We start from the raw sequence: 12707 nt of genomic DNA, 5'->3' as shown, positions 1-12707 counted from the left end.
CAGAAAACAATACACGCCCCACCACACCAACGCAAATCCACCCACAAACACCACCCACGGCAGCCCACCGGGATGGGCGAGAGAGAGAAAGAGAAAGAGGAAGCGCCGGGGTTTAAACGCAGAAGAGCCCGGCAACCTTAGCGGTTGCCGGCCTCTTCAGGACTTCGTGATTACCAGGAAGACTTGGTGATGCCCGGGAGCTCACCACGGTGTGCCATGTCGCGGAAGCGAACACGGGAGATACCGAACTTCTGGAGTGTACCGCGGGGACGGCCGTCGATCTGGTCGCGGTTACGCAAACGGATCGGGGAGGCGTTGCGGGGCAGCTTCTGCAGGCCGAGGCGGGCAGCTTCGCGTGCTTCGTCAGTCGCGTTCGGGTCAACCAGGGTCTTCTTCAGTTCGAGACGCTTGGCAGCGTAACGCTCAACAATGACCTTGCGCTGCTCGTTGCGAGCAATCTTGGACTTCTTTGCCATGTGTTTAGCGCTCCTCTCGGAATTCGACGTGCTGGCGGATCTTGGGGTCGTACTTCTTCAAGACCAGACGGTCAGGATCGTTACGACGGTTCTTGCGGGTTACGTAGGTGTAACCAGTGCCCGCAGTGGACTTCAGCTTGATGATGGGACGTACGTCCTTGTCCTTTGCCATTAGAGCTTTACTCCTCGTGCCAGGATGTCGGCGACGACCGCGTCAATTCCGCGTACGTCAATGGTCTTGATGCCACGTGCTGACAGGGTCAGCGTGACGTTGCGGCGCAGGGACGGAACCCAGTAGCGCTTCTTCTGAATGTTCGGATCGAACCGACGCTTGTTGCGACGGTGCGAGTGCGAAATGCTGTGCCCAAAGCCCGGCTCGGCTCCGGTCACTTGGCAGTGTGCTGCCATGACTCTCCTCCAAAGATTGAATGTAACGGCGTACAGATGTTCCTGCGTTGCCGTGCGACAGGCAGCGTCCGCATCCGATCCAAACCATTTTCGGTAGTTTCCGCAACTGGTGCGGCGAAGAAGGTTGGCCTCAGGACAGGCAGTGGAAAACCACTGGAACAGCTCCTGGGATACCGGGCGAATACAGGAATGCACGCAACTTGAGCCCCTAACTACCGGCCACCGGGAGGTCAGTAAAACTGCCACTCACCGCCAACCGGAGCAATTGCACACGATCCGCACTACCTAGCGCCTAACCATTCTACGGGCCAGTGCAAATTAAGACCAATCCGGAATCATAAGCCATAGCAAGGCCTTTCACAGCGGAACCAAAGGATGAGGGGCCAATGTTGTTTCATGACTTCGCTGCTCACACCACGTTCACGGGCTGAAAACCCTGAGGCCCCGGTTCCTGCCATGGCACCCAGTGCCGCAGCAGGCTTCCGGCAACAGGCCCGACGCCGGTGGGTACGGGCTGACTTCATCACTTTCCTCGGGTGGCTCTCACCGGTTGCAGCTGTGAGCCTTTGGCTGGCCTATGGCGGCGCCTCCGGATTCGGATCCTTCGCCGCAGCCACAACGTCGATAGGTATCGTGGCGGGGCTGATCAGTATGGACCTGGTCCTCCTGATGCTCCTGCTCGCTGCGCGAATCCCTTTCATCGACAACACCCTGGGCCACGACCGCGCCATGGAGATCCATAAGTCCTTGGGCAAGCCGGCACTGTATCTGCTCTTAGCCCATGGTCTGTTCATAGCTATCGGATACGGCGCTGCCGAGGGATTGGACCCCATTTCGGAATCCGTATCGCTCTGGGTCAACGTCCCCGACATGTGGTTGGCGTACATCTCCGCGCTGCTGTTTGTCGCCGTCGTCGTCACGTCCCTGGTTGCCGTTCGGCGCCGGTTCCCTTACGAGTTCTGGTACGCCGTCCACCTGCTGACATACGCAGCGGTAGCGACCTCAATACCCCACCAGTTCAGCGTGGGCGGCCTCTTCGCCCAAGGTACGTGGCAGCGCTGGTACTGGTTGGCACTATGCATGGCTACTGGCTCCGCCCTCCTTTACAACCGTGTGCTGGAGCCACTCTTCGCCACTTTTCGGCACCAGGTGACGGTCAGCCGTGTGGTGCGCGTCTCCAAGGACGTTTTCAGTATCGAAATGACCGGCCTCCATCTGGACGAGTTATCAGGCTCTGGCGGCAGGTTCTTCTTCTGGAGGTTCCTTGCCCCGGGATTCTGGTGGCAGCCCCACCCCTTCAGCCTCTCTGCCGAACCGATTCCTGCCACGGCCACAACGCCCGGCAAGTTGCGGATCACGGTCCGCAACTTGGGCGAGGGAACCGCAAGGCTCGCACGGCTCAAGCCTGGCACCAAGGTGGCCATCGAAGGTCCGTACGGGATGTTCAGCACAGCGGCGCGATCCCGCAAACACGTGGTCATGATCGGCGCCGGCATTGGTATCACCCCACTGCGTGCACTGTTGGAGTCCACCCCCTTCGAACCTGGCGACGCTACTGTCCTCCTCCGGGGTCATGACGAGAACGAACTCTTCCTTGGGCAGGAAATCATGGCCATCGCCGAAGCGCGTGGTGTGACGCTTTATCACCTGATAGGTCCGCGTTCGCCTAAGAGTGGATCTTGGCTCCCACAATCAGCACAGCAAGCAGGATTCACCCTTGCCTCCTACGCACCGCACATCGCCGAAGCTGACGTTTACGTCTGCGGACCTGCTGGCTGGGCCGGCAAAGTCATCGACGACGTCAGGGCGGCCGGGGTGCCCGCGGAACAACTCCATTACGAAAGGTTTGACTGGTGAGAACGAGAGCAGCAGTAGCCACAGCCCTTGCATCCGCAGGTATTTTGATCGCTGGCTGGCAATCCGGTGCCCACGTCTCCGAAACAGGTGCGGCAACCAGCACGAGCCTCAGCAGCACGGGATCGAGCGGCACGACCTCCGGTGGGAGCACCTCCGGCACGGGATCGAGCGGCACGACCTCCGGTGGAAGCAGCTCCAGCGGCACGGCCTCCGGTGGAAGCAGCTCCAGCGGCACGACCTCCAGCGGCACGAGCACTGCGACGTCGGGAAGCTATGACGGCTCCTCGGTCCAGACACGCTACGGCACAGTCCAAGTGCAGGTCACCGTCCAAGGCGGGAAGATCACCGAGGTCAAGGCCCTGCAACTTACGGATGCCGAGAACAGGTCCGCCCAGATCAGCGCCTATGCCGCTCCTGTGCTCCGTTCGGAGGTGCTCCAGGCCCAGTCGGCCAACGTGCAGACGGTCGGCGGAGCCACCATCACCAGTGACGCCTACCTCACATCCCTCCAGGCAGCCCTCGATGCGGCCCACTTCTAACGCGCAACACCTGCGGGCCCGGATCTTCAGGAGCATGGGCACGGTGGTGAGTCTTACCGTAGCGCGACGGACATACACGCAAGCCGCCGTTGATGAGCTCGAGTCGGCCACCGCCGTCGTCGAGGGTATTTTTACCGAACTGGACTTGAAGTTCAGTCTCTACCGCGAGGGCTCCGAAGCGAGTCGGGTGGCACGCGGTGAGCTGGCCTTATCGGAAGCCTCGGAGTCCATGAGGCGGCTCTACGATGAAGCGTCCGAGTGGCGGCTGGCAACCAATGGCGCCTTCACGGCTGAGCGCCCTGATAGGGCCCTGGATCTGTCCGGAATTGTCAAAGCCCATGCGGCACAGGAGGCCGCTCTTTCCCTGGAAGCCATAGGCCTCCAGGACTGGTGCCTCAACGCTGGAGGCGACGTGCTGGTTAGCGGCTCCCCACAGCCAGGTACCAATGAACCGTGGCTTGCCGGCGTCGTCGATCCCGGGGATAGGCAGTCGCTGCTGAGCGCCTTTCCCCTACGCGCCCTGCCGGCGCTGGCGACCTCGGGCTCCGCCGAACGCGGAGAACATATCTGGACGGTAGGTAGTGGGAAGGCGGAATTCGTGCAGGTCACGGTTGCAGCAACAAATATTATGACGGCGGACGTCCTGGCCACCGCGATCGTGGCCGGAGGCACCCCGATGCTGGACCAGGCCGTGGCAAAGTGGGGCGTCGAAGTCCTGGCCGTACGCCGGGACGGCACCCTGTTGGCTACTCCCGGCTTCCGCGACGAAACCGGCCAAGCGGCTAGGAAGGCCGGATAAGCTCCGGATATTTAGGGCGCAGGCCGTCTCCGGACGAGACGCCTCGAACCCTGCGAGATACCCACGGGACCGCCGATTCACGCAACCACCGGGCATTGGCCTTCAGCGTTTCAACACGATTCATGAGCCGCAGGGGCGCGAGTTCGGGTACTTCAATGACGTGCTCATATTCGAGGACGTCCAACACGCGTTTGGCCATGTTGATGTGGCCGGCCGTGGACATGTGCATCCTGTCCTCGCCCCACATACGCCAATCGTCGTACTCGTCAAAGCGCCAGTAATCCACCAGCAGCGCGCCGTGGTCCTGGGCAATTTCCCGCACGAGCTCGTTGTAGATTGCGGTTCGGCCGCGCATGGCTCCGAAAACCTTCGAACTCTTGGCATCGAAACCGGTGAAGAGGACAACAGTGGCGCCGGCAGCGCTTAACTTGCCGATACCGGCGTCGTAATCCTCCAACAGGGAGTCGATGTCTACCTTGGGCCGGAGGATGTCATTTGCACCTGCGTACATGGTTATAAGGGTGGGCCGCAGCGCGATGGCCGCATCTACCTGCTCCGCCATGATTTGCCGCAGCTTCCGTCCCCGGATTGCGAGGTTGGCATAGCCGAAGTCCTGGTTGCTTTGTGCCAACTGGCTGGCGACGACGTCCGCCCAACCGCGCACACCGTTGGGGCGAGCGGGGTCATCGTCCCCGACTCCCTCCGTGAACGAATCCCCCAAGGCGACATAGCGGGCTGAAAAATCCATGCCGCCAGTCTGCCACTTCAGCACTCGGCGCTACAAAGCGCTGAACTGCTATGTGGATCAAGAGTCCCGGAGGATCCAATGGTTGTTGTCCAAACGGGCCACAATCTTCTCGCCGATCCGGGCCAAGTCCGTGACGTCGTCGGGCGTCAGGGAGTCCAACATCAGCGTCCGCACCGACTCCACATGATCCGGAGCCAGGGCCACAATGGTGGACATGCCGGCGTCAGTCAGGTGCGCCACGGTGACCCGGGCATCGCGCGGGTCGGCCTGCCGGTCTACCCATCCGCGTTTTTGCAGTTTGGTGACCACATGCGAGAGGCGTGACAGCGAGGCACTGGTGCGGGCGGCCAACTCGCTCATGGGAAGGTATCGCCCCTCAGTTTCAGACAGCATGGCAAGGACGTTGTAGTCGAAAAGTGATAATTTCCCCGCCGACTGAAGCTGGGTGTCCAATGCCGAGGGCAGCAGCGTATTGATGCTCAGAAGCGCCAGCCAAGCGCGGCGTTCATCGGCGTTCAGCCAGCGGGGTTGAGTCATGCATCCATCTTAGGAGAATCGGCAGCTTACTTAGGTCTACCCCTGCTGCCCACCGATAAGCTGACAGCATGTTCGTTGTCTCTTTGACCTACAAGGTCCCCGACGAAATCGTCGACTTCCACCGCCCGGGCCATATGGCGTGGCTTAAGGAAGCGTTCGACGCCGGTGTGTTCCTTGCGTCCGGACGTCGCGTACCAGCTATCGGCGGCGTGCTGCTCTCCAACGCGGACAAGGCCACCCTGGACGCATCACTGGCCGAGGACCCGTTCTACGGCAATGGCGTGGCAGACTTCGAGATCATCGAATTCAAGGCAACCAGCGTGGCCACCGGCTTCGAAAACCTGCTGGACAGCTGAGGCCCCGGCACACTGACGCCCCGCCACACCCTGCAGGCTCACTCGCTGCGCATTCTCACATCCACCAGCTTCTTCAGCCCACCCTTGCGGGGAACCTTCACCGGTTGGGGCCAGCGGGGCTGCAACGAGTCACCCAGGGTGACACCGCGAAGTTTGCGCCCGAACAAGGGCACCACCCAATCATTGACCCACCGCCGCTGCCGGCGTTCCCATTCGCGCAACTTGAGGCGCTCGGGTGGATCCCATTCTTTAGGGAGGATTTTGTGCGGGACGTCGAGGTGGTCCAAGACCTGTGCGGCCAGGTACTTATGACCGGCCTTGGACATGTGGAGCCGGTCCGGCGCCCACATACGTGGGTCCTTATAGGCTTCGAAGCACCAGTAATCCACCAGGACCGCGCCGTATTTTGTTGCGAGGGCGCGGACCCTTTGGTTGTAGAGGGTGTTGCGTTTCTTGAGTGGCTCCAGGATTGCAGAGACTTTGACGTCGAACCCGGTAAAGAGGACCACGGTGGCACCCGTGGCGGCAAGCTTTGCCACGAGCATCTCGTAGTCGTTCAGCAGGGCATCCATGTCCGTACCGAAGTCCAGGATGTCGTTGCCGCCGGCGTAGAGGGTGATAAGGGTCGGTTCCATCGCCAGCGCGGGCTCAAGCTGTTCGTCGATGATATGGCGGAGCCTCTTGCTGCGGACAGCCAAATTGGCGTATTCCCAGCCCGGCTCAGCCTTGGCCAGCTTCTCGGCTACCCTGTCAGCCCACCCCCGAACCCCGTTGGGCAGGACGCTGCTCGGGTCGCCGACGCCCTCGGTGAAGGAATCGCCGATGGCGACGAACCGCCGTCGCCCTTTCTCCCCAGCACCCACCCCGCTAAGTTATCCCCGGCCGGTGACATCAGGGGAAAGGGAAAGTTAACACAGCTATCAGAGATGCCCGCCCTGCAGCCTGCTTAGCCCTCTGCCTTGCCGCGCCGCCAGTACCCCATGAAGGCCACCTGCTTCCGGTCGATTCCCACATCCCGGACCAGATAACGCCGCATTTCCTTGATGACAAACGCTTCACCGGCAAGCCATGCGTAAAAGGGCAGCGAGCCGGCAGGGAGGGTGGGGTTCTTGGTGGCTTCGATGGCTGCGGCATCCATTCTTTGGGGAGTGTCCCAGAGAATCTCCTGATCCACGTTAACGTCTTCGGGCTCCGGGCCGGCGGCTGTGCCTGTTCCTGTGAATCCCACCCAACCGGGCACGGGAACAGTGCTTGCGACCGCTTGCTTGAGGAGCTCGCCGTGGGGCCGCGACCTACCTAGTGCGGCGCCGCGCGCCAGCCAGGTGATTTCGACGCCGGCGGCCGTGTCGATGTCGCGGAAGTCGCCGGCCACGGGCACCTCGAGGAAGGCGTGGCCGGTCATGTAGTGGGGCAGGCTTTCGAGAATGGCGCTGATGGCTGGAACCGCAGTTTCGTCACCGGCCAAGAGGACATGCTGGGCCAGCCCGGGACGCCATTCGATGCCGCCGTAGGCACCCGCGGTGGAGCACTGGGCTGCACGGCTATTCGGGCCGATGATGGTGAGAGCGTCCCCTGGCTTCGCAGCAACAGCCCAGTTTGCTGCGGGACCGCCTCGACCGCCGTCGTCGAAGTGCATGACGAAGTCGATGCCGATTTCCGGGTATACGGCATCGAGGCGCTCGGACCTGACCGTGTAGGTGCGCATGTGGCCCCGAGTGGCCGGGTCCATCGCCAGCCATTCCCGGTACCAGCTTGCCTCTTCCAACTTGAAAGCCGGCAGCGGGATCGCACGGCCGGTGGGTTCCATGGACGGAATCATCAACTTCACCCGCAGGTCCAGCGTGTCACCCGCCACGCCGAAGTCGCGCAGGGAGTAGCCACCGAACGTGATCCGGCGGAAAGTGGGGCTGAGTTCCTGCACGGCCGTCACGGTGACGTCGAAGGCAAGAGTCATGGGTTCCACTGCCGCCTTCGACGTGGCCTTTGCATTGGCCGGTTGCGTGCTCATGAAGCGGTCTCCAGTTCCTTCGTTGACACATGGTCCGCGTAGTGGCGCCCGATGGGGACGATCAGCGGGGTACCTGAGATGGGGTCCGGAACCACGCGGGATGCCAGGCCGAAAACGTTGAGGACCAGTTCCTCGGTTATCACCACTGAAGCCGGACCTTCGGCCACGATGCGTCCGCCCTTCATGGCGATGACGTGGTGGGCGTAGCGCGCTGCGAGGTTGAGGTCGTGGATCACGATCGCCACGGTGGTACCGCGGCTGCGATTGAGGTCGGTGATCAAGTCAAGGACCTCCACCTGGTGTGCCAGGTCAAGGTACGTGGTGGGCTCATCGAGCAAGAGGACGTCGGTTTCCTGTGCCAAGGCCATCGCAATCCACACGCGCTGGCGCTGTCCGCCGGAAAGCTCGTCGACGTTTCGATCCGCGAGCTCACGAGTGCCAGTGGCTTCGAGGGCGCGTTGCACAGCATGATCGTGGAGGGAGGAGTCCCCCGCGCTCCAACTGCGGAAGAAGCCTTGGTGCGGAAACCGACCCCGGCCCACGAGGTCGCGGACGGTGATGCCATCAGGAGCCGTAGGGTGCTGCGGGAGGAGGCCCAGAACGCGGGCCAACTGCTTGGCGGGACGGCCATGGATGTCATTCCCATCCAGTGTCACGGAACCGCTGGCCGGCTTGAGTAGCCGCGACAAGCCCCGCAAGAGCGTCGATTTGCCGCAAGCATTTGCTCCCACGATCATGGTCACTTTCCCTTCGGGGATCTCCGTGGAGAGTCCCTCCACCACCTTGCGGTGCTCGTATTGGAGCGTGAGGTCCTTGGCGTTGAGGCGGGCCATATCAGGCTTCCTTTCGGTTCGAGGTGACGAGCAGCCACAGGAGGAAGGGCGCACCGAGAGCGCCGGTGACGACGCCGACAGGCAGCACGGTCCCATCGAGGATGATGGGGGCAATGTTGGCGGCGAAGAAGTCTGCCAGCAACACAATCAGCGCGCCCACAAGCGCCGACGCCGGGAGGCTGGGTTTACGCACGAGGCGCCGGGCAAGCGGTCCGGCGAGGAAGGCGACGAAAGCGACGGGACCCGCCGCTGCCGTTGCGACGGCGGCGAGGCCGACGGCGGTCAGCACCAATCCCAGCCTGGCCGCGTTCACCGTGATCCCAAGACCGGCAGCGGTATCGTCACCGAGTTCGAGAATGCGGAGCGGGCCGGCAAGCGCGATGACAGCGGGAACGAAGATCAGCAGGGACATCCCGAGGACGCCGGCTTTCCCCCAATCGGCCGAGTTCAATGATCCGTTCAACCAGATCAAGGCATCGGCTGCGACGCGGATGTCCGACCTGGTCATGAGGAAATTGACCACCGCTTGCAAGGCCGCCGCGACGCCGACGCCTGGAAGGATGAGCCGGTTACCCGCCGCGTTGCCACGGCCGCCGCCCGCACCCGGTCCACTGCGGGAAATTACGTAGATGAAAGTGGCGACCCCGAGCGCACCGCAGAGGGAGGCCGCGGAAACCACGGCTCCGGAAGCACCGAAGACCAGGATGGCCGTCACGGCACCTGCGCTGGCACCTGAGCTGATGCCAATGATGTCCGGGCTCGCCAAGGGGTTCCGCAGCATGGTCTGGAAGAGCCCGCCCGCCAAGCCGAAGGCGACGCCGACCATGGTTCCCGTGACAGCGCGGGGCAGTTTGTGTTCCATAACGATAAAACTGGCGCCCGGAATCTTCTCGCCGCCCGTCAAGTGGTTGAGGACGATGGTGACGAAGTCCGAAATGGTCACCGTGTAGCTGCCCAAGAGCACGTACACCGAGAACATGATGAGAAGGGCCAGGCATAGGAAAAGCGTGGGGCTAGGGACCCGTCGAAGTGGCAATGGATGGGCATGTTTGTCCCGATCATTGCCGTTAGATGCCAGCTCGGCGCGGGCGCGGGGCTTGTAAAAGGTGCTCACAGTCCCGTTCCCTTTCCGCGGCGGATAAGCCAGATAAACACGGGGGCACCCAAGAGGGCCGTCACGATGCCCGCGGGAACCTCACCCGGAAGCAGGATCACGCGGCCGATGATGTCCGCCGTGATGAGCAGGATGGGCGCAGAAACCAGCGAGAACGGCAATATCCAGCGATAATCCGGCCCCGTGATGGAACGGACAGCGTGCGGGATGACCAATCCCAGGAATCCGATGGGCCCAGCCAGCGCAGTGGCGGATCCACAGAGCAACACAACACCCACGGCGGTGATGGCACGCGACAGGGCCACGTTGTGTCCGAGGCCCCGGGCCAAGTCGTCACCCAGCGCCAGGCCGTTGAGGACCCGGCCACTTGCCAGCACGATTAATGCCCCCACAACGAGGAACGGCAGCGCCGGTAGCAGGACTGACCAATCGCGGCCGCCGATGCTACCGACTTGCCAGAACCGGAAACGGTCAAAGGTATCTTGGCTGGAGACCAAAATAACGTTCATCAGCGAGAACAGCCCGGCGCTGAGGGCCGCACCCGCGAGGGCGAGTTTGACCGGCGTCGCACCGTCACGTCCCCTGGACGCAACGGCATAAACCACGGCCGCCGCCGCGCCGGCACCGAGGAACGCGAACCAGATGTAACCACTCAGTGAGCTGACTCCGAACAGATAAATACCGACGACGACGGCGAGCGCTGCCCCGGCGTTCAGGCCCAGGATCCCTGGATCGGCCAGCGGATTCCGGGCCACACCCTGCATTGCTGCGCCGGCCAGCCCGAGGGCACCCCCGGCCAGCAGGCCCAGGGCCGTCCGTGGGATCCGGGCGATGACCACGGCGTGGTTCCCATCGTTTGGATCAAAGGTGGTGAGGGCTTCCCACACCGTGGCGAGGGAAAGTCCGCGGGCACCTATCGCCAGGGATGCGGCACAGGCTACAGCCAGCACGACGACGGCGAGCACCAGCCATGTGGTTCGCTTGCCCCCCGCACCGCTTGGTCGCGGGGCGGCTGTCCCCCCGGTCTGGAGCGCCGTCGTCGTACTTAATCTCATGGGCGTTAGGCCACGGCAGCTTTATCGGCGGCGGCGCCCAGCTGCGGAAGGAACGCGTCCAAGGCCCACGGCAGGCTCAACGGCGACGAGGCCGAGATGGACAATGTGAGGGTCTGATCAGTGTCGGCAACCAGTGCACCCTTCTTGACCGCGGGGATCTGCCCGAGTAGCGGGTCGGCCTTGATGGCATCTGCACTGGTGGAGTCCGGGACCCAGGTGACAAAGACATCGGATGCGAGTTCGTTGGCCTTTTCCGCGGACCACGGGATGAAGAAATCCGTGGCGGTCTTGGTGTTCTGCGCCACCACGGGCGCGAGCTTCATGCCGATCTCCGTCAGGAAACGGGGCCGGTTGTCGATGGCGGTGTAGATGTTGGCGCCATCGCCCTTGGCGGGTTCGAGGTTTCCGTAGATGAAGGTCTTGTCCTTGATCTGTGGGTATTTGGACACTTTGTCCGTGATGGTCGCTTCGGTGTCCTCCACCAACTTCTTGGCTTCGGCTTCCTTGCCCAGCGCCTTGCCGATGACAGTGGTGGTTTCCTGCCAGGGGGTTCCATAGGCCAGTTCGGGGTAGGCAACCACCGGGGCGATGTCTGAGAGCTTCTTGTAATCGGCTTCCGTCAGGCCTGAGTAAGCGCCGAGGATAACGTCCGGGTTGAGCTTTGCGATCTCGGTGAAGTTGATGCCATCCACTTCGGAGAACTGAACCGGCGCCTTGCTGGTACCGAATCCTGCTCCCAGCTTCTCGAGCGCGGCGTCCTTCCAGGGCGTGGAGCCTTTGCTGTTGTTGCCCCACGTGTTCTTGGGAACCCCCACCGGAACTACGCCCAGTCCGAGCGCGACGTCGTCGTTGACCCACGAAATAGTGACCACTCGCTGGGGCTGCGCCTTGATGGTGGTCTCACCAAAAGCGTGCCTGATGGTCACGGGGAAGGCAGACGCTCCCGCTTCGGTGGCACGCTGCGTTGCCGAAGCAGCAGGTCCAGTGGAACAGCCCGTGAGGGAAAGGGCGACGGCGGCCAAAGCTGCCGTAGCGCTTGCGGCGGTCTTCAGTACGGCGCGGCGGGGAAGAGGGGAAGCCACGGGACTCCTTAGGTAAGTGATGTAAACCTAAGTAAGGCTAGCCTAAGCTTTCATTAATTACGAAACGTTTGCATCACGTAATTCGACTCAGTGGACAGTGGCGGTCAAAACTTGGCAGGATAGCGGCAGCGGACTACCGCTTCCGCGATCACGACGAGGGGATGAGCATGCGCGCTGTTTCAGCTGCTGCGGCCATGGTTGGCGAGGTGGCCGCTATGGCCTGCTTGGCACAGCCCCACACGTCGGCATCGCACGGGCTTTCCACTACCTAGCCCTTCCAAGCAGCACCTTCCTTTCGATGACCGACGTTTCCGCCATCCCGTGCGCCCATCCTGCGCGCGCCGACGTCGACATTTCCGAAAGAAGCTTTCGTCATGCAAAAAATTAGCGCCCAACAGATCCGCGCGTCCTTCATCAATGCGAGCCGCTCCGAGGCCGCCAAGCTCAACCTTCCCCACGACTTCGAAACTCTCGACTGGGACAACCTCGAGTTCCTCGGCTGGCGCGACGAGAAGATGCCCCAACGCGGCTACTTGGTGGTCGAGTACCGTGGAAAGCTGACCGGAATCTTGCTCAGGGCGCCCGAAGGCGGCTCTGGAAAGAAGCGGGTTGTCCTCTGCGAGCTCTGCCGCGACGTCTTCTCCAAGGACGACGTGTACCTCTGGGTGGCCAAGAAGGCCGGGCAATCAGGCAAGGACGGAAACACGGTGGGAACGCTGATCTGTGCTGAGTTCGGCTGCAGTACCAACGTACGCAAGGAACCGCCCGTCAACGAGATCAACCCGGACCCCGCCGTCGTCGTGCTTCGGCAGATCGACGGACTCAAGGCCCGGACGGCGCAGTTCCTGGACCGGGTCCGCGGCGACTCCAAGCGTTAGCCCAGCAGGCGCACGCG

General features: G+C 62.5%; 16 protein-coding genes. 5 read left to right on the top strand and 11 right to left on the bottom strand.

From position 1 onward, the window contains the following. Positions 1-170 precede the first annotated feature (170 nt). From rpsN to rpmB, 3 genes are read right to left on the bottom strand one after another with little or no spacing between them, the layout of a single operon-like run. Complete coding sequence (gene rpsN / locus QRN04_RS05055) at positions 171-476, bottom strand: 30S ribosomal protein S14 (RefSeq protein ID WP_011776360.1); 306 nt, start codon at positions 474-476, stop codon at positions 171-173. Between the two features lie 4 nt (positions 477-480). After that, positions 481-648 (bottom strand): 50S ribosomal protein L33, encoded by a 168-nt coding sequence (gene rpmG, locus QRN04_RS05050; RefSeq protein WP_003798558.1) that lies wholly within the window; start codon positions 646-648, stop codon positions 481-483. Then, entirely contained in the window at positions 648-884 is a 237-nt protein-coding gene (gene rpmB, locus QRN04_RS05045; protein WP_144662315.1) for a 50S ribosomal protein L28, read from the bottom strand. The genes rpmG and rpmB overlap by 1 nt, the downstream gene beginning before the upstream one ends. Before the next feature lie 396 nt (positions 885-1280). On the opposite strand from rpmB, the gene QRN04_RS05040 reads away from it, so the two are divergent. Genes QRN04_RS05040 through QRN04_RS05030 form a run of 3 tightly spaced genes read left to right on the top strand, consistent with a single transcriptional unit; the run spans position 1281 to position 4079 of the window. After that, positions 1281-2741 (top strand): ferredoxin reductase family protein, encoded by a 1461-nt coding sequence (locus QRN04_RS05040; protein ID WP_284975063.1) that lies wholly within the window; start codon positions 1281-1283, stop codon positions 2739-2741. Next, the gene (locus QRN04_RS05035; protein WP_284975062.1) at positions 2738-3280 is read left to right on the top strand and encodes an FMN-binding protein; all 543 of its coding nucleotides are present in this window, start codon (positions 2738-2740) and stop codon (positions 3278-3280) included. The genes QRN04_RS05040 and QRN04_RS05035 overlap by 4 nt, the downstream gene beginning before the upstream one ends. A 34-nt stretch (positions 3281-3314) precedes the next feature. After that, a complete protein-coding gene (locus QRN04_RS05030) occupies positions 3315-4079 on the top strand; it encodes an FAD:protein FMN transferase (RefSeq protein ID WP_284975070.1) in 765 nt (254 codons plus the stop codon). On the opposite strand, the gene QRN04_RS05025 is transcribed toward QRN04_RS05030, so the two are convergent. Together QRN04_RS05025 and QRN04_RS05020 are read right to left on the bottom strand one after the other, a co-directional pair. Continuing rightward, positions 4063-4827 carry an SGNH/GDSL hydrolase family protein gene (locus tag QRN04_RS05025; protein ID WP_284975061.1) on the bottom strand — a complete coding sequence of 255 codons (765 nt, stop codon included), beginning with the start codon at positions 4825-4827 and terminating at the stop codon, positions 4063-4065. The two genes, QRN04_RS05030 and QRN04_RS05025, sit on opposite strands and share 17 nt — an antisense overlap. Before the next feature lie 57 nt (positions 4828-4884). After that, positions 4885-5364 carry a MarR family winged helix-turn-helix transcriptional regulator gene (locus QRN04_RS05020; protein ID WP_284975060.1) on the bottom strand — a complete coding sequence of 160 codons (480 nt, stop codon included), beginning with the start codon at positions 5362-5364 and terminating at the stop codon, positions 4885-4887. 68 nt (positions 5365-5432) lie between these two features. Here QRN04_RS05020 and QRN04_RS05015 point away from each other — a divergent pair, with 68 nt between their 5' ends. Continuing rightward, the gene (locus QRN04_RS05015) at positions 5433-5720 is read left to right on the top strand and encodes a YciI family protein (protein WP_284975059.1); all 288 of its coding nucleotides are present in this window, start codon (positions 5433-5435) and stop codon (positions 5718-5720) included. 38 nt (positions 5721-5758) lie between these two features. Here QRN04_RS05015 and QRN04_RS05010 read toward each other — a convergent pair whose 3' ends face one another. The 6 genes from QRN04_RS05010 to QRN04_RS04985 form a co-directional block, all read right to left on the bottom strand. Then, positions 5759-6583, bottom strand: a complete 825-nt coding sequence (locus tag QRN04_RS05010; RefSeq protein ID WP_284975058.1) for an SGNH/GDSL hydrolase family protein — start codon at positions 6581-6583, stop codon at positions 5759-5761. 83 nt (positions 6584-6666) lie between these two features. Continuing rightward, complete coding sequence (locus QRN04_RS05005) at positions 6667-7728, bottom strand: siderophore-interacting protein (protein WP_284975057.1); 1062 nt, start codon at positions 7726-7728, stop codon at positions 6667-6669. After that, a complete protein-coding gene (locus QRN04_RS05000) occupies positions 7725-8561 on the bottom strand; it encodes an ABC transporter ATP-binding protein (RefSeq protein ID WP_284975056.1) in 837 nt (278 codons plus the stop codon). Before QRN04_RS05000 ends, QRN04_RS05005 begins: the two co-directional genes overlap by 4 nt. A gap of 1 nt (position 8562) precedes the next feature. Further along, positions 8563-9540 carry a FecCD family ABC transporter permease gene (locus tag QRN04_RS04995; protein WP_284975069.1) on the bottom strand — a complete coding sequence of 326 codons (978 nt, stop codon included), beginning with the start codon at positions 9538-9540 and terminating at the stop codon, positions 8563-8565. 131 nt (positions 9541-9671) lie between these two features. Then, positions 9672-10730 carry a FecCD family ABC transporter permease gene (locus QRN04_RS04990; RefSeq protein WP_284975055.1) on the bottom strand — a complete coding sequence of 353 codons (1059 nt, stop codon included), beginning with the start codon at positions 10728-10730 and terminating at the stop codon, positions 9672-9674. A gap of 5 nt (positions 10731-10735) precedes the next feature. Beyond that, positions 10736-11812, bottom strand: coding sequence for an iron-siderophore ABC transporter substrate-binding protein (locus QRN04_RS04985; RefSeq protein WP_284975054.1), 1077 nt, complete (start codon positions 11810-11812; stop codon positions 10736-10738). A gap of 374 nt (positions 11813-12186) precedes the next feature. On the opposite strand from QRN04_RS04985, the gene QRN04_RS04980 reads away from it, so the two are divergent. Continuing rightward, positions 12187-12690: an FBP domain-containing protein gene (locus QRN04_RS04980; RefSeq protein WP_284975053.1), complete on the top strand. Its 504-nt coding sequence runs from the start codon at positions 12187-12189 to the stop codon at positions 12688-12690. Positions 12691-12707 lie beyond the last annotated feature (17 nt).

Source organism: Arthrobacter sp. efr-133-TYG-104 (assembly GCF_030208915.1).
GTDB lineage: Bacteria > Actinomycetota > Actinomycetes > Actinomycetales > Micrococcaceae > Arthrobacter.
The sequence above is the reverse complement of the archived record's forward strand: the minus strand, read 5'-3'. Positions and strand labels throughout refer to the sequence as shown.